Annotated in this window: 13 protein-coding genes and 1 pseudogene; 11 read left to right on the plus strand and 3 right to left on the minus strand. The window is 59.0% G+C overall.

The window, feature by feature from the left end:
* The first annotated feature begins 53 nt into the window (after positions 1-53).
* From BSG19_RS16270 to BSG19_RS16280, 3 genes are read left to right on the plus strand one after another with little or no spacing between them, the layout of a single operon-like run.
* Entirely contained in the window at positions 54-923 is an 870-nt protein-coding gene (locus BSG19_RS16270; protein ID WP_092989026.1) for an ABC transporter permease, read from the plus strand.
* Position 924: 1 nt separating this feature from the next.
* A complete protein-coding gene (locus BSG19_RS16275) occupies positions 925-1,725 on the plus strand; it encodes an ABC transporter permease (protein WP_092989027.1) in 801 nt (266 codons plus the stop codon).
* Entirely contained in the window at positions 1,722-2,801 is a 1,080-nt protein-coding gene (locus BSG19_RS16280; protein WP_092989028.1) for an ABC transporter ATP-binding protein, read from the plus strand. The genes BSG19_RS16275 and BSG19_RS16280 overlap by 4 nt, the downstream gene beginning before the upstream one ends.
* A gap of 261 nt (positions 2,802-3,062) precedes the next feature.
* On the opposite strand, the gene BSG19_RS16285 is transcribed toward BSG19_RS16280, so the two are convergent.
* Both BSG19_RS16285 and BSG19_RS16290 read right to left on the minus strand, forming a co-directional pair.
* Positions 3,063-3,548 (minus strand): GAF domain-containing protein, encoded by a 486-nt coding sequence (locus BSG19_RS16285; protein ID WP_092989029.1) that lies wholly within the window; start codon positions 3,546-3,548, stop codon positions 3,063-3,065.
* 82 nt (positions 3,549-3,630) lie between these two features.
* On the minus strand, positions 3,631-5,379 hold the full coding sequence (locus BSG19_RS16290; protein WP_210185395.1) for a methyl-accepting chemotaxis protein: 1,749 nt from the start codon (positions 5,377-5,379) through the stop codon (positions 3,631-3,633).
* 258 nt (positions 5,380-5,637) lie between these two features.
* Here BSG19_RS16290 and BSG19_RS16295 point away from each other — a divergent pair.
* The 6 genes and pseudogenes from BSG19_RS16295 to ugpC all read left to right on the plus strand — a co-directional run bounded on the left by BSG19_RS16295 (position 5,638) and on the right by ugpC (position 12,481).
* A pseudogene (locus BSG19_RS16295) lies at positions 5,638-6,707 on the plus strand (LacI family DNA-binding transcriptional regulator).
* Positions 6,704-8,314: an FAD-dependent oxidoreductase gene (locus BSG19_RS16300; RefSeq protein WP_210185396.1), complete on the plus strand. Its 1,611-nt coding sequence runs from the start codon at positions 6,704-6,706 to the stop codon at positions 8,312-8,314. The pseudogene BSG19_RS16295 and the gene BSG19_RS16300 overlap by 4 nt, the downstream one beginning before the upstream one ends.
* A 37-nt stretch (positions 8,315-8,351) precedes the next feature.
* Positions 8,352-9,623 carry an ABC transporter substrate-binding protein gene (locus BSG19_RS16305; protein ID WP_092989030.1) on the plus strand — a complete coding sequence of 424 codons (1,272 nt, stop codon included), beginning with the start codon at positions 8,352-8,354 and terminating at the stop codon, positions 9,621-9,623.
* A gap of 12 nt (positions 9,624-9,635) precedes the next feature.
* Entirely contained in the window at positions 9,636-10,568 is a 933-nt protein-coding gene (locus tag BSG19_RS16310) for a carbohydrate ABC transporter permease (RefSeq protein WP_092989031.1), read from the plus strand.
* Positions 10,558-11,400 carry a carbohydrate ABC transporter permease gene (locus BSG19_RS16315; RefSeq protein WP_092989032.1) on the plus strand — a complete coding sequence of 281 codons (843 nt, stop codon included), beginning with the start codon at positions 10,558-10,560 and terminating at the stop codon, positions 11,398-11,400. Before BSG19_RS16310 ends, BSG19_RS16315 begins: the two co-directional genes overlap by 11 nt.
* A 16-nt stretch (positions 11,401-11,416) precedes the next feature.
* Entirely contained in the window at positions 11,417-12,481 is a 1,065-nt protein-coding gene (gene ugpC / locus BSG19_RS16320) for an ABC transporter ATP-binding protein (protein WP_092989033.1), read from the plus strand.
* 243 nt (positions 12,482-12,724) lie between these two features.
* Here the strand turns inward: ugpC and BSG19_RS16325 are convergent, their stop codons facing one another.
* Complete coding sequence (locus tag BSG19_RS16325) at positions 12,725-13,636, minus strand: LysR family transcriptional regulator (protein ID WP_092989034.1); 912 nt, start codon at positions 13,634-13,636, stop codon at positions 12,725-12,727.
* Between the two features lie 141 nt (positions 13,637-13,777).
* On the opposite strand from BSG19_RS16325, the gene BSG19_RS16330 reads away from it, so the two are divergent.
* Positions 13,778-14,593, plus strand: a complete 816-nt coding sequence (locus BSG19_RS16330; RefSeq protein WP_092989137.1) for an alpha/beta hydrolase fold domain-containing protein — start codon at positions 13,778-13,780, stop codon at positions 14,591-14,593.
* A 30-nt stretch (positions 14,594-14,623) separates the two neighbouring features.
* Positions 14,624-15,811 (plus strand): efflux RND transporter periplasmic adaptor subunit, encoded by a 1,188-nt coding sequence (locus BSG19_RS16335; protein WP_092989035.1) that lies wholly within the window; start codon positions 14,624-14,626, stop codon positions 15,809-15,811.
* Positions 15,812-15,868 lie beyond the last annotated feature (57 nt).

The raw sequence follows: 15,868 nt of genomic DNA on the forward strand, positions 1-15,868 counted from the left end.
CCGCTCGGGACCGGCCGTTTTGGTCATCCATGGTCAGGCAGGAAGGGATTTCGATGTCGTCGCAGATCAGGGCTTCCACGGCGTCCGCGCCCGTAAGGCCGGCGAGACCGAGCGGGCTGCGCTGGACCTTGCCAGCGCTCGCCTTCGTCATGCTGTTTTTCGTGGTTCCGGTCGCAGCGCTCCTCCTGCGCAGCATCACCGAGCCGGCGTTCGGCCTTCAGAACTACGTGGCCCTGCTCGGGTCGTCGACCTACCTGAAGATCTTCGTCAACACGTTCCTGGTTTCGGCGGTGGTGACGGTCATTTCGCTGACGATCGGTTTTCCGGTCGCCTGGGCTCTGGCGATCATGCCGGGCAGGCTCGCCTCGGTCATCTTCGCGATCCTGCTCCTTTCGATGTGGACCAACCTGCTGGCGCGGACCTACGCCTGGATGGTGCTCCTGCAGCGGACCGGGCTGATCAACAAGATGCTGATCGGCATGGGCCTGATCGACCAGCCGCTGCCACTGGTCAACAACCTCGTCGGCGTCACCATCGGCATGACCTATATCATGCTGCCCTTCATCATCCTTCCGCTCTACGGCGTCATCCGCAAGATCGATCCCGCCATCCTGCAGGCGGCTGCGCTGTGTGGCGCCACCCGCTGGCAGTCGCTGGTGCGGGTGCTCCTGCCGCTCGCCTTGCCTGGAATGGCTGCGGGTGCTCTCATGGTCTTCGTCATGTCGCTCGGCTACTTCGTCACGCCGGCTTTGCTCGGCGGCACGGCCAACATGATGCTGGCGGAGCTGATCGCGCAGTTCGTCCAGTCCCTCGTCAACTGGGGCATGGGCGGCGCCGCGGCCCTCCTGCTGCTCGTCGTCACGCTGGCGCTTTATGCCGTCCAGCTCCGCTTTGCCGGCGATCAACGCCTGGGAGATCGCTGACATGCTTCTCGACTTCCAACGCCTCGGCTGGTGGAAATACGCGCTGCTCGCCATCAGCCTCCTGACCGCTGCGTTCCTGCTCCTGCCGATCCTCTTCATCGCCGCCCTGTCGTTCGGGTCGTCGCAATGGCTGATCTTTCCGCCACCGGGCTGGACGCTGAAATGGTACGCGGACTTCTTCGCCGATCCGCGCTGGCTCCAGTCCGCCTGGACCAGTTTCCAGATCGCCGCCATCGTCACGGTGCTGTCGGTTCTCCTCGGTCTGGTGACGTCCTTCGGCCTTGTGCGCGGCAAGTTCCTGTTTCGCGAAACGCTTCGTGCGCTGTTCCTGACGCCGATGATCCTGCCGGTCGTGGTTCTCGCCGTGGGGCTTTATGCCTTCTTCCTGCAGATCGGCCTCAACGGCACGATGCTCGGCTTCGTGATCGCGCATCTCGTGCTCGCCTTGCCGTTCTCGATCCTGTCCATCGGCAAGGCTCTCGAAGGCTTCGACAAATCGATCGAGGATGCGGCCGTCCTGTGCGGCGCTTCGCCGCTCGAGGCCAAGATCCGCGTGACCCTGCCGGCCATCAGCCATGGCCTGTTTTCGGCGGCGATCTTCTCGTTTCTAACGTCCTGGGACGAGGTTGTGGTGGCAATCTTCATGTCGAGCCCGACGCTTCAGACCCTGCCTGTCAAAGTGTGGGCCACGCTACGGCAGGATCTTACGCCCGTCGTCGCGGCCGCGTCGACCCTTCTCATCCTGTTGACCGTCATCTTGATGGCGCTGTTCGCGCTCGTCCGCAAAGGACTGAAATCATGACCGAACCATTCCTGCAGATACAGGGCATCCGCAAGGCGTACGGCCCGGTCGTGGCGGTCGAGAATGTCGATCTTCAGGTTCGGCGCGGCGAGTTCCTGACCTTCCTCGGGCCTTCGGGCTCGGGAAAAAGCACGACGCTCTATATTCTCGCCGGATTCGAGGACCCGACTGCCGGCAACATCCTGCTTGACGGCCGCTCGCTTCTGTCGATCCCGTCGCACAAGCGCAATATCGGGATGGTCTTCCAGCGCTACACCCTGTTTCCCCACCTCTCCGTCGGCGAGAACATTGCGTTCCCTCTGAAGGTGCGGCGATTGCCGAAGGCTGAGGTCGATGCCAAGGTCAAGGAGATGTTGCGGCTCGTGCGGCTGGAGGGCTTCGAGGATCGAAGGCCGGCGCAGATGTCGGGCGGCCAGCAGCAGCGGGTCGCACTTGCCCGCGCGCTCGCCTACGATCCGCCCCTGCTTCTGATGGACGAACCGCTGTCGGCGCTCGACAAGAAGCTGCGCGAGGAGATTCAGTACGAGATCCGCCGCATCCACCAGCAGACGGAAGTGACGATCCTCTACGTCACTCACGATCAGGAGGAAGCGCTCCGGCTTTCCGACCGTATCGCCGTGTTTTCAAAGGGAATCATCGACCAGATCGGAACCGGGCCGGAACTATACTCCAATCCGCAGACCCGCTTCGTCGCCGAGTTCATTGGCGACAGCGACTTCCTGCCTTGCAAAGTTCTTTCGGCTTCAGATGGACATGCCACCATATCGCTTGGCGATGGCAGGGCACTCGACCGGATCCCTCTCCATGGTTTTGCATCTGCCGGCGGCAAAGCGGCCCTTATGCTCCGGCCGGAAAGGCTACGCCTCGCGCGAATCTCAGGTGAGAACGCAGGCATCGCAGCGACAGTCAGTGACATCACCTTTCTTGGAAACAATATTCACGTCTCGACGACGACCGACGACGGTGCACTGGTTTCGGTTCGCTTGCCATTCGGGCACGAGGCCATTGCCGGTCTAAACCGCGGCGACCGCGTGCAACTCACCTTCGATGCGGGTTCCGCGCACGTGTTCTGTTGAAGGATGCCTTTTAGCTTAGCTGATCCGAGATGTTTCTGGCTTGCTCCTCATCAGCGAAGCCTTCAGCCGCAGATTAAACCGGGGTCGAAATCAAGACATCTCCCGCGTTTCATCGCCATACAGGAACTTGACGCCAACCTCTTTCAAATTCCACGCGACAATATTCTGTCCGAGTAAAAGGGGAATGAGACAGCAAATCTGCGGGTCGCATGAGCAAAAGCGGAGGCTAAGATTGTTGACCGGAGGTCGTTGAGTTTGCGGTCATCCCAGCGCAGATAACGTGCCATGAGCCATAAGCTGTATGTCAACGAGGCTTGCGAGCTTTTGAAGCTTAACAAGCTCGCTCTCTGTTGCCTGACGAGGGGTGCGACCGATCACGCAGAGAGCGCCAACGCCTTTCATGAGCTTGACACCGGCATAGAAACGAATACCCGGCCCGGCGGTGACCAGCGGGTTATCCTGAAAACGGCTGTCCCTCGTCGCGTCCTCAACCACCATGAGCTTTGGCGCTTCTATCGTATGTGAACAGAACGACTGGCTGCGTGGTGTTTCCTTCGTGTTCAAACCTACAATCGTCTTGAACCACTGCCGATCGGTGTCGATGAGACTGACAGCGGCGATGCTCGCACCCGGAAACAATGTCAGCGCTTGTTCGGCAAGCCCCCGAAACATCCGGTCTTCCGGTGAATCCAGGATGCTAAGTTCGTGAAGCCGCTCAAGTCGTCGCGCCTCCTGATCCGCGTCCATAAGTTCTGTCCTTCTCGATCATGGGCCAGACCACTGACCAGGTTGAAGACGTAGGAAATCACGTACGTTTCGGCGCTCCAGGTTACCCTCTGGCGGATCGCGGCATCGCCGATCGAGGAGCGTGTTGCCGATGATGTGCGCGAGCCTCTGGGCGCTGCCAGTCTTGCTGATCGCCACCAACGCGGAACTCGCCGATCAAGGCAGCCATCTCGGAAGCTGCCAGTCTCAGGCGGCCGGCGGCATCCGTCGCCTTGCCGAGCATGACGGCATTCATCTGCGTGACCTGGTCCATTTGATTGACGGCGATATTCACCTCGGCGAGTCCGGTGGCTTGCTCTTGCGAGGATCGCGCCATTTCGGAAAGGACGAGATCGATTTCTCCAACTTTCGCCGTCACGGCCTCTAGGGCGCCGGCGACGTCACCAACAAGCTTTACGCCCCGTTTCACCTGATCCGAGCTCGATGAAATCAGCGTCTTGATCTCCTTGGCAGCCTTCGCGGACCGCTGCGCCAGCTCTCGGACCTCTTGAGCAACCACGGCGAAACCACGCCCTGATTCACCGGCTCTTGCAGCCTCGACGCCCGCGTTCAAGGCAAGCAGATTGGTCTGGAATGCAATTTCATCGATGACGCCGATGATCTGGGAAATCCTGTTTGAGCTCTCGTCGATCTCACCCATGACGACCGCCGCCTGGCTCATGACCGCCCCCGAACGTTCCGTCCCGCTGCGCGCACCGGACGCGGCAAGAGCGGCCTCCAAGGCGCATTCCGCGCTTCGTCTTACGGTAGACGTGATTTCATCCAGCGCTGCTGCGGTCTGTTCAAGGCTCGCAGCTTGTTGCTCGATCCGTCGGGACATATCGTCCGATGACTGAGCAATCTCCTCGGTTCCTGCCGACATGATCGAGGAACTGGAGGTAACCTTCCTCATGGTCGTCTGCAGGCGATTGACCGACGTGTTGTAATCCAGCCGAAGCGGTTCGAACGCGGGTTCGAATTCCTCGTTGAGTCGATACTCGAGATCATTGTCGGCCAAAGCGGCCATGCCGCGCGCGACTTCCGATATGGCGCGAACACGCCCGGTTATGTTCGTAGCGAACTTCACAATGGATGTGACCTTGCCGTCGACATCCAGTATCGGATTATATGATGCCTGGATCCAGATCTCGCGCTTGTTCTTTCCGAGCCGTCGAAATTCGGCCGCGATGAATTCGCCGGCGTTCAATTTTTCCCAAAAATCGCGATAATCGCTGGACTGAGCCAGTGTATCATCGACAAACATCCGATGATGCTTGCCTTTAATTTCATCAAGACTGTACCCGAGCAACGACAGGAAGTTCTCGTTCGCCGTGACGACTTCACCACCTGGCGTGAATTCGATGACGCCTTGGACGCGGGATATCGCTTCCAGCTTCGCTTCAAACGCGGCGTTCCTGCGGTGGGCGGCCGTCGTTTCGGTCGCAACCTTAACGACCCGCACGACCTTGCCGCTTGCGTTGAGCACGGGGTTATAGGACGCCTGGATCCAAATCTGCCGCCCGCCCTTGGCGATGCGCCTGTACTCCTGCTGATCGGATTTCCCGCTCCGCAGCTTCTCCCAAAACTCTTTATAAGCATGTGATTTGGCATGCTCGGTATCGACGAACAGGCTGTGATGTTTGCCGACGATCTCTGATGATGAATAACCCACGACCGAACAAAACGTGTCGTTCGCTCGAAGAATCCGACCGTCTGGATCAAATTCAATGATTGCCAGGGTCTTCTCAAGTGCGCGTAGCAAGCCGGCGGCACGGTTGTTAAACAGGCTGAATGAGCTTTGCATGTCGTTCATACCTTATGGCCGCTACCTACTAGGCGTCATGGCAAACTTACACGACGATCATTTACGGGCGCTTAAAGCAGAGTACGGCCAGTACCAAATTGCCGGAAATTTCGAGATATCGATTCCATAGCGCGCGCTTATTGCTTTCCCATTGCGATAACGCGCACCTCGATCAATGTCTCTTGACAGACCGCCAGGGTAGCGTGCTAATACGCATTAGCAGCTAATACGTATTAGCAATTTGACTGATGCTCGGGAGCGCCTTGCGTGACAGGCCATAAGCGATTGACGCAGAACGATATCGCAAGACTTGCAGGCGTTAGTCAGGCGACTGTTTCGCTTGTTCTAAATGGCGCACCGACTGCGTTGGCGCGCATTCCGGCGGAAACCCGTGAACGAGTACAGAAGGTCATTCGCACGACCGGTTACGTTGCTGATCCGATCGCTCGACGCATGGCAAAGGGTCTGAACCGCATCCTTGGTGTCTTCACTTACGAACCGGCGTTCCCCAGCGAACAGGCGGATTTCTTCACGCCCTTCCTGCTCGGCATCGAAGAAGAGGCGCAGCAGCAGAACTACGACCTCCTGCTTCTGACCAGCGCCGGTGTCGGCAGCAACCGCAAGATATTCTCTGAGAACAACCGGCTCAGGATCGCCGATGGCTGCCTCGTGCTCGGCCGTGAGTTCGACCGCAAGGAGCTGGCGCGGCTGGTGGCGGAAGATTACCCGTTCGTCGCAATCGGGCGACGTGAGGATGCAGGCGGACCCGTTCCCTACGTCGGCGGCGATTACACGGCTGGTACGAAACGGCTCGTCGAGCAGGCCATTGCACTCGGCCACGCGAAACTTGCCTATGTTGGCCCCGATGGCCCGGCGGAATCCGTTGCCGATCGCTGGCACGGTTTTGGCCTGGCATTGGGCGAGCGGGCGGAGCTTTCCTTCCACGTAAAGGCGGTGAACAGGCCGGCGGACGAGATCCTTGGTGGGATCCTCTCAAGCGCTGCGACTGTCGTCTTCTTCATTGAACTGGCTGATGCCGTTCGTGTCGAAGCGCTCGCACGCGAACGCGGGCTCTCGGTGCCCTCGGACATTTCGATGATCGTGCTTGGCAGCCATATACGCGCGGGCCGCAGCCCCGTGCGCTTTACGTCCTATGAAATTCCGCGCGAGGAGATGGGACGGCAGGCAACGGCGATGCTGGTCAACCGCATTGAGACCGGCAGTTCCGGCAGCCAGATTCTTCTGACCTGTGAGCCCGTCGCGGGCGAAACACTGGGGCTATGCCCGTCGGATCCCGCGAAGAAACGCCAATCAACAAAACGGATGTAATGACGTGAAAGAATTGCAAGCAGATATTCTCGTGGTAGGCGGCGGCCTGGGTGGAGTGGCGGCGGCTTTGGGCGCGGCACGGGCGGGCAAGCGCGTTATCATGACGGAGGAATTCGACTGGATCGGCGGTCAGTTGACAAGCCAGGCCGTGCCATCGGACGAGCATACCTGGGTCGAGCAGTTCGGCATCACGCGATCCTATCGCAAACTGCGCGCCGGCGTCCGACAGTATTATCGTGACTATTATCCGTTGACCGAAGGCGCCCGCGCCTGGGGTGATCTCAATCCGGGCGGCGGTTGGGTGAGCCGCATCTGCGCGGAACCACGCGTCAGCCTGGCAGTGATGGAGAGCATGCTAATGCCCTATATCGGTGCCGGCCGGCTGACGGTGCTGAAACCCTACCGGCCTGTTGCCGCAGATGTCGAGGGCGATACGGTGCGCTCAGTCACCGTGCGCCACCGCGATACGAATGCCGAGATCGTCATTTCCGCCGAATACATTCTCGACGCGACCGAACTCGGCGATCTTCTGCCGATGACGGGTACGGAATACGCTAAAGGCTTCGAGGCGCAGTCCGACACCGGCGAACCGAGTGCGCCGGCGGAAGCCCAGCCGGACAATGTTCAGGCAGTCTCTATCTGCTTTGCGATCGATCATGTCGATGGCGACCAGACGATCGACAAGCCGGAAAACTATGACTACTGGCGCAAATACCAACCGCATTTCTGGGGTGGCCCGCTGCTCGGCCTGACGGCGCCGCATCCCCGCACACTGGAGCATACAACACGGTCGTTCACGCCGAACCCGGACGATGATCCGCTTCTTGTCGACGCCGACCAGCGCAAGGGCGGCGGCGACGAAAACCTCTGGATTTTCCGCCGGATCGCAGCGCGCAAGAACTTTGCGCCTGCTTTCTATCAGTCTGACATCTGCCTCGTGAACTGGCCGATGATCGACTACATGGAGGGCACCATTATCGACGTCCCGGACGAGGAAAAGGCACGTCATCTGAAATCTGCGGCTGACCTTTCCTATTCTGTCTTCTACTGGCTGCAGACGGAAGCACTGCGTCACGACGGAGGGCAGGGTTACAGCGGCCTGCGTCTGCGTGGTGATATCACCGGCACTGAACATGGCCTCGCCATGGCGCCCTATATCCGTGAGGGCCGGCGTATCAAGCCGGTGACTCGGATCGTTGAACAGGACCTGTCCTCCATCGTGCGCGGGGAAAAGGGCGCGGTGCGTTATCGAGACAGCATCGGCATTGGCATGTACCGCATCGACCTGCATCCCTCGACCGGCGGCGACAACTATGTCGATGTGCCGTCCTGCCCGTTCGAGATCCCGCTGGGTGCGTTGCTTCCGCAGCGAATGAAGAACCTTATCCCCGCCGGCAAGAATATCGGCACCACGCATATCACCAACGGCTGCTACCGCCTGCACCCGGTCGAATGGAACATCGGCGAGGTGGCCGGCATGCTGGCGGCTTGGTGCCTGAGCAGGAGGCTTACGCCACATCAGGTGCAGGCAACGGACAGCCATCTGGCGGAATTCCAAGCGGCGCTGACCCGCGAAGGCATCGAGTTCCGCTGGCCGGAGATCGCCGCCTACTGATTTTTTGATCAACCCCATCTTTGGAGGAGGGCTGGGAATGCTTTATCAAAGGACTTTCAAATCGACCGCCTGCGCGCTGGCGATCCTCGGATCGCTTGCGCTGGCCGGAACCGCCCAGGCGCAGGATGCGGTCAATCTTCGGATGACCATCTGGAGCGCCAATGAAGCACATTTGAAGCTTTTCAACGAAATAGCCGGGGGGTTCAAGAAGGATCATCCAAATGTCAGCGTCACTTATGAGTCGCTGCCCTTCGAGACGTATACGACGGCGCTGACGACGCAGATCGCCGGTGGCAACGCGCCCGACATGGCTTGGATCTTTGAAACCTCGGCCTATGACTTCGTCAAGTCAGGTGCGCTTTACCCGCTGACCGATACGTTGATGGCGACAGAAGGCTACAATCTCGAAGAGGTCGGCGCCGGGGCCACCGAACGCTGGACTGAAGGTGGCAAGCTCTACGCCTATCCATTCTCGACTTCGCCGTTCGCCGTTTTCGTCAACAACGACCTGATCAAGGCCGCCGACGCGAAAACACCGGCAGAGATGATCGCTGCAGGCGAATGGACCTGGGAAAACGCGATCGCAACGGCCGCTGCCGTCTCCAAATCCGGCAAGGGCGGGCTGGTCGTGCGCGATTTCAACTATCAGGCATGGCAATATCTCACCTCTGTATGGAAAGGCTGGGGCGCATCGCCCTGGAGCGAAGACGGCAAGACCTGCGCCATGGCCGACCAGCCGATGGCCGATGCGCTGACCTTCATCCACGACGCCGTGTTCACCAAGAAGGCTATCCCGGGCCCGGGCGAGACAGTCGATTTCTTCGCGGGCAATGCAGCGATGACGATCACCCAGATCAGCCGTGCGTCGCTGTTGCCCAAGGAGAAGCCGTTCAGCTGGGATCTCGTGCCGCTGCCGAAGGGCCCGGCAGGTGAATATGCGCTGATCGGCCAAGCGGGCATCGGCGTCATGCAATCCGGTAAGAACGCAGAAACGGCAGCTGAATTCGTCGCTTATATGACCAATCCGGAAAACTCGGCCAAGCTCAGCCAATTCTTCCCATCTGCTCGTAAGTCACTGCTGAATGTCGATATTCTGAAGAAGACCAATCCGTTGCTCAGTGAGGAACAGATCGAAAAGGTCGTGATTTCGGGCATAGCCACCGGCACGGTTATGCCAGGTCATACCGGCTTTGCCCAGATCCAGCAGATGGTTCGCTCCAATCTCGATGCCGTCTGGCGACCGGACGCGGACGTGCCGGCTGTCCTCCAGAAAATCTGCGGCCAGATCGGCCCGTTGCTGAAGCGCTGAAGGAGGTTGATCATGGCTGTCGCGCAGGAAGATGCCCGTCCGGAAGGCCGCTCCTCATCGCCGTTCTGGACGATCACGCGGCGCGACAGCCTCGCCGGCTTCCTCTTCATCGCACCGCAAATGATCGGGATCTTTGTCTTCGTGCTGATCCCGCTCGGGCTGGTCTTCTGGTATTCGCTGCACGAGTGGAACGTGCTCGCCAACACTTTCGCCTTCACCGGCGCGCAGAATTACCGGATGCTTTTAGAGGACGAGAGCCTTCTTGACGTGCTGGGCGCGACGGCGATCTTTTCCGTCGGGCTCGTGATCTTCAACCTGTCGCTGGCGTTGCTGCTGGCCGTGCTGTTGAACCAGAGGCTCGCGGGCATCGGGGTCTTCCGCACGCTGTTCTTTTCGCCGGTTGTGGTATCGCTGGTTGCCTGGACGATCGTCTGGGGTTTCCTCCTGCAGAAGAACGGCGGCATCAATGGCATGCTCCTGACGTTCGGAATCGAAGGGCCGAACTGGCTCAGGGAAGAGACGACCGCGATGATCTCGGTCGTCGTCGTGCAGGTGTTCAAGAATGTCGGGCTGAACATGATCCTGTTTCTTGCTGCGCTTCAGGGTGTGCCGAAGGAACTCTACGAGGCGGCGCGCATTGATGGCGCTCCAGCCTACAAGCAGTTCCGCCGCATCACCCTGCCGCTGATCAGCCCGACGATCATGCTGACCTCGATCATCACCATCGTTGGCTCGCTGCAGGTCTTTGCGCAGATCGCGGTGCTAACCCAGGGCGGACCCGGTCTCTCGACCACCGTGCTGGTCTACTATCTCTACCAGCAGGCGTTTCAGTTTCACTACTTCGGCTACGGCTCGACGCTGTCCATCCTGCTGTTCGCCATCGTTGCCATCCTGACATTCGCCCAGTGGCAGATGCGCAAGAGGATCGTCTTCTATGAGAGCTGATATTTCCCCGCGCGCGAAACTGGCGCTCTACGGAGTGATGTGCGTATTGCTCATCCCCTTCGTGTTCCCGACATGGTGGATGGTGACGTCGTCGATCAAGCCGATCAGCGATATCTTCGCCTTCCCGCCGCAGCTCGTGCCGCAAAATTACGACTGGACGACGTATTCGAAGGTTTTCGAATTGCAGCCCTTTGTCCGTCAGTACTGGAATTCAGCCTATATCGCGGCGGTGGTGACCGTCGGCACGATGATCATCTCGTCCATGGCGGGTTACGCCTTTGCCCGGATCAGGTTTCCGTATGCGAATGCGGTCTTCATGATCGTTCTGCTCGGACTGCTGATCCCGTCCGAAGTGACGATCGTGCCGCTATTCCAGATGTTTCTGAAAGCCGGCATGGTCAACACCCACTGGCCGCTGATCCTCGTGCCGATCTTCGGCGCGCCGAGCGTGTTTGCCACATTCGTCATGCGGCAGTTTTTTGTGACGCTTCCAGCCGAACTGGAAGAGGCAGCTCGCGTCGATGGTCTCGGACGCTTCAAGATCTTTACGAAAATCGCTCTGCCGCTCGCAAAACCTGCGTTGGCGTCTGTTGCCATCTTCACGTTCCTGCATTCCTGGAATCTTTTCCTTGAGCCTATCGTATTTCTTTCCAGCTCCGAGATGTTCACGCTGCCGCAGGCGCTTACCCAATATACCGACGCCTATGGCGGGCCGATGTGGAACATCCAGCTCGCAGCCGCCACCCTGACAGCGCTGCCCGTCCTCATCGTCTTCATCATTGCTCAAAAGCAATTCGTCGAAGGCCTCGCTCATACCGGCCTCAAGGGCTGAACAACCGGATCACATCATGGCAGACGTCACCCTTTCCGATATCCGCAAGAGCTATGGCGCAGTAAAGACCATTCACGGCGTCGATCTCGACATCAAGGACGGCGAATTCGTCGTGCTGGTCGGACCGTCAGGCTGCGGTAAATCCACACTTCTCAGAATGATCGCCGGTCTGGAAACGATCACCGGCGGTACGCTCAAGATCAGCGACAGGGTCGTCAACGAACTTGACCCGAAGGACCGCGACATCGCGATGGTGTTCCAGTCCTATGCGCTTTACCCGCATATGACAGTTGCGACCAATATGGGCTTTTCTCTGGAGCATCGCGGCGCGGCAAAGACCGAGATTGCCGAGCGGGTAAAGTGGGCGGCGGGTATTCTGGGGCTGACCGATCTTCTGGATCGTTATCCGCGCCAGCTTTCTGGCGGCCAGCGGCAGCGCGTTGCCATGGGTCGCGCCATCGTGCGTAATCCTCAGGTTTTTCTGTTCGACGAACCGCTCTCTAACCTCGATGCCAAGCTGCGCGTCGTCATGCGCGGCGAAATCAAGGCGCTGCATCAGAAGCTGAAAACCACAACTATCTACGTCACACATGACCAAGTGGAAGCAATGACGATGGCGGACAGGATCGTCGTGCTGAACGGCGGCAAGGTCGAACAGATCGGCGCGCCGCTCGAACTCTATGACCATCCGGCAAATCGGTTTGTTGCTGGATTCATCGGCTCGCCCTCGATGAATTTCCTCACAGGTACCATAACCAAGGAGGGCTTCCAAACGTCGGGCGCCGTTGTGCCCCTGCCAAAGGTGACAGATACCGTTATTGGGCAGGCTGCTGTCTATGGCGTTCGTCCAGAACACTTTCGATTAGATAATCATCCTGACTACGCGAGTGTTCGTGCAGAGATTGTGCTCATCGAGCCGATGGGGTCTGAAACGCAGGTAACGATGAAGCTGGGGGATACCCTCGTTGCCGGCGTCTTCCGTGAGAGGATCAATGGTTCGCCTGGCGATATGATACATGTCTCACTGGATATCGACTCCATTCACCTCTTTTCTGAAGACGGAACGACCCGCCTTAACTGAGAGAACGTCTAATTTAGAGAGACTTTTTATAATTCCACAGGTCTCCCGCTGTTCAGGCCTGGAACAGCCACTTGCCTCGTACGGCTGAGTTTGTGATCGCTTATCTATCGGAACTGAGGAAGTGGTCAGGCTCCGTTAAAGGCCTTATCATCCGTAATATTTCCAGCGGCTCATGTGTCGATGCGTGTCAGGACAGTGATGTAAGCCCAATCTCATATTTTGGCTGAGCCGACTAAACGCTCCTCAAACCCTGTCAGCTGGCAAGGTTTGCATCAACTTGGCGAGCCAATCGACGAAAACGCGAACCTTGTTGCTCAAATGTCGTCGCTGCGGATAGACGATGTACAAGGGAACAGGCTCAATTCTCCACTCCGGAAGAACATCTATCAAGGCGCCGCTTTCAAGGGCGGCGTTGATCATGAAGCCGGGAGCAACCGCGACGCCGAGCCCGCCGATCGCTGCGTTCACGTAGGAGCGTGCGTCATTGACGGAAAGAATGTAGTTCGGCGTAATCTCAACGGAACGGCTATCGCTAACGAAGTCCAGATCGAGAACGCGACCAGATTGAGCCATCAAGTAACCGACCGCGACGTGATCGCGAAGGAGATCTTCGGGCTCCCGGGGCATGCCGTACTTCTGGAGATACAGAGGAGCCGCGCACACCTTCATCGACATTTCTCCGACCTTGCGTGCAATGAGAGACTGGTCGGTCGGTGTTCCCCCGCGAAGAGCGCAGTCAACATTCTCGGCGATATAATCGACAAGCCTGTCGCCAACACCGATGTCGAGCTTGATCTGAGGATAACGTTGATAGAAGTCGCAGAGGGCGGGGATAACGACGAGATCCGCGAAAGCCCCCGCCATTTCAACGCGCAATTTGCCACTGGGCTGGGATTGGGAATTGCTGAGACTGTTGTCGAGTTCGTCCAGCTCGGAGAGGATTTGGATGGCGCGTTCGTAGTAAAGCGCGCCATCCGTGGTAACGATCACCCGCCGTGTTGTCCGATTGAGAAGCGTGGTTTTCAACTTCGCTTCCAAACTCTGAACAGAATTCGTAACCGTCGTCTTCGGCATGCTCAGCGTTGCAGCAGCACGTGTAAAGTTTCCTGTTTCAACGACGCGGACGAAGACGCGCATGGCGGAAAGCTGATCCATAAGAACTGGTCCTGTCTTTATCGGCCGACTGTTCCGATTTCTGGAACATTGATCACGAATTGTCGATGCTTGTGGAGTTCGCGCGAACAATACTAGATAGTCCTCACGACGAGCAAGATGCTCGGGCCCGGAACCATCGACATGAACACGGCATGGCAGACAATCGACATCTCGGAGGAGGTTGGTCCATCCTTGAGTGCGCGTGTCTATAAATGTGGGCACGCCGCAAAACCGGTCCCGCTCGTTGTCTATTTCCATGGCGGTGCCTTTCTGAGTGCAAAACGCCCTGAGGCGGAAAGACCCGTTCCGAGGGCTATCGCGGATAGTGGCGCGGTTGTCGTGGAAGCGGAATACGGGGAACTCTCCGATTTCTGCTTCCCGGAGGTTCTTAGCCACGCCTCTTCGGTGCTTCGTTTCGTAGACGAACGGCGCAAGGAGCTGGGGGGAACGGCGAAATCGCCCATTTTCGTCGTGGGCGACGAAGCAGGCGGGAATATCGCCGCCGGTGTCGCGCTGAAAGCGCGAGACAGGTTTCCAGGCCGCCTGACCGGACAGATGCTTTTGTCGCCTCTGATCGACCCACAGATGACGTCCGTGTCGATGCGTGAGGCGGATGTCGGTATGCGCGCGCGATGGGCGGACGGCTGGCGCCACTACATGCGAGCGGTCTGCGGTGGGCAACATCCCTACGCCGCCCCTTGCGGGTGCTCTCGTCTCACCGGCGTGGCACCGGCCTTTCTCCTGACGTCGGAGGACGATCCCCTTCGGGATGAAGCCAGGTCGTATGCCGGACGCCTCAGAGAGGCGGGTGTTCGTGTCCGGGAACAGGTTCTGCCCGCAAGCCTTGGATGGACGGGAATTTACAAGGAACACATGGGTCCGTGGATCAGCGCGGTCGGCGCTGGATTCTCGGCTTTTGTCGATGAGCTGCGATCAGGAGATCCGGCAATAGTTTAGAGCGGCTCGCTTGGAGCCAAGGAGTTGACCATGACAGCAAAGACCAACCGCTGGGCCCTGATGGGCGCCGGCCTGAGCATTGCTGCGTCCGTTGCGGGGGCAGCGTTCTATTTCGAAAGGACTGAAGGAGCCGTGGCCGCTGAACCTGCCGCTGCGGCGGCACCGCAGGCCATTCCGGTGACGGTTGCGGCCGTCGAAACACGGAATGTTGCGACGTGGCAGGAGTTTTCCGGTCGCCTGGAGGCCGTCGGGCGCGTTCAGATCCGTCCACGTGTCGCCGGAGCGATCCAGTCTATCGATTTTCGTGAAGGTGCGCTGGTCAAAGCCGGCGATCTTCTCCTGACGATCGATCCTGAGCCCTACAAGGCAGCCGTGGCGCAGGCGGAAGGGCAGGTAGCATCGGCTGAAGCCCGTCTGGACTACGCGACGACGGAGCTTGAGCGCGGCGAGCGGCTAACGTCCAAGAACGTGCTTTCCGACAGCGATCTTGCGCAGCGTCGCAGCGCCAAGGCCGAAGCCGCGGCGGCCGTACAGTCGGCAAAAGCTGCTCTCCGTGTGGCGGGTCTTGAACTTGGCTATACAGAAGTTCGCGCACCGATATCGGGCAGGGTAGGTCGCCGCGAAATCACGGAGGGCAATCTCGTGGCAGCAGGCTCCGGTTCGCCTGTGTTGACGACCCTGGTGTCGGTCGATCCGATCTATGCGAGCTTCGACGTCAACGAGGACCTGATTGGCCGGACACTGGCGCAACTCGACAAGAACGGCACGGGAACGCCGGATCTGACCGCCGTACCCGTGGAACTGGCGACCGGGGCAAAGCAGGGCGGTCCCATCCGCGGGACATTGCAGTTGATCGATAACGAGGTGAACGCTCAAAGCGGCACCGTGCGGGTTCGTGCCATCTTCGACAATCCGGGCGGACGGCTGCTTCCGGGCCAGTTCGTGCGCATCCGCATGGGCGACCCGACGCCGGAGAACCACCTGCTGATCAGCGAAAAGGCTGTGGGAACCGATCAGGACAAGAAGTTCGTCTTCGTTGTCGATCCTCAGAACACAGTTGCCTATCGCCAGATCGAACTCGGCAGCACCGTCGATGGTCAAAGGATCGTTGAGAAGGGGCTGAGCGCCGGCGACCGCATCGTGGTCAACGGGCTGCAACGCATTCGTCCCGGGGCGCTGGTCGATCCGCAAACCGAAGCCAAGGTTGCGCAGCAGTAGCGGCCGGACAGGAACCCGTACTTTACGGGTCGTCCGACAAAGCGGCGACACACTATC

The organism is Rhizobium sp. NFR03 (genome assembly GCF_900111275.1).
Taxonomy (GTDB): Bacteria; Pseudomonadota; Alphaproteobacteria; order Rhizobiales; family Rhizobiaceae; genus Ferranicluibacter.

Bases quoted from the DNA above. Each gene is read 5' to 3' on its own strand.
- BSG19_RS16270 (WP_092989026.1), top strand. From the start codon at position 54: ATGTCGTCGCAGATCAGGGCTTCCACGGCGTCCGCGCCCGTAAGGCCG.
- BSG19_RS16275 (WP_092989027.1), top strand. From the start codon at position 925: ATGCTTCTCGACTTCCAACGCCTCGGCTGGTGGAAATACGCGCTGCTC.
- BSG19_RS16280 (WP_092989028.1), top strand. From the start codon at position 1,722: ATGACCGAACCATTCCTGCAGATACAGGGCATCCGCAAGGCGTACGGC.
- BSG19_RS16285 (WP_092989029.1), bottom strand. From the start codon at position 3,548: ATGGACGCGGATCAGGAGGCGCGACGACTTGAGCGGCTTCACGAACTT.
- BSG19_RS16290 (WP_210185395.1), bottom strand. From the start codon at position 5,379: ATGAACGACATGCAAAGCTCATTCAGCCTGTTTAACAACCGTGCCGCC.
- BSG19_RS16305 (WP_092989030.1), top strand. From the start codon at position 8,352: ATGCTTTATCAAAGGACTTTCAAATCGACCGCCTGCGCGCTGGCGATC.
- BSG19_RS16310 (WP_092989031.1), top strand. From the start codon at position 9,636: ATGGCTGTCGCGCAGGAAGATGCCCGTCCGGAAGGCCGCTCCTCATCG.
- BSG19_RS16315 (WP_092989032.1), top strand. From the start codon at position 10,558: ATGAGAGCTGATATTTCCCCGCGCGCGAAACTGGCGCTCTACGGAGTG.
- ugpC (WP_092989033.1), top strand. From the start codon at position 11,417: ATGGCAGACGTCACCCTTTCCGATATCCGCAAGAGCTATGGCGCAGTA.
- BSG19_RS16325 (WP_092989034.1), bottom strand. From the start codon at position 13,636: ATGGATCAGCTTTCCGCCATGCGCGTCTTCGTCCGCGTCGTTGAAACA.
- BSG19_RS16330 (WP_092989137.1), top strand. From the start codon at position 13,778: ATGAACACGGCATGGCAGACAATCGACATCTCGGAGGAGGTTGGTCCA.
- BSG19_RS16335 (WP_092989035.1), top strand. From the start codon at position 14,624: ATGACAGCAAAGACCAACCGCTGGGCCCTGATGGGCGCCGGCCTGAGC.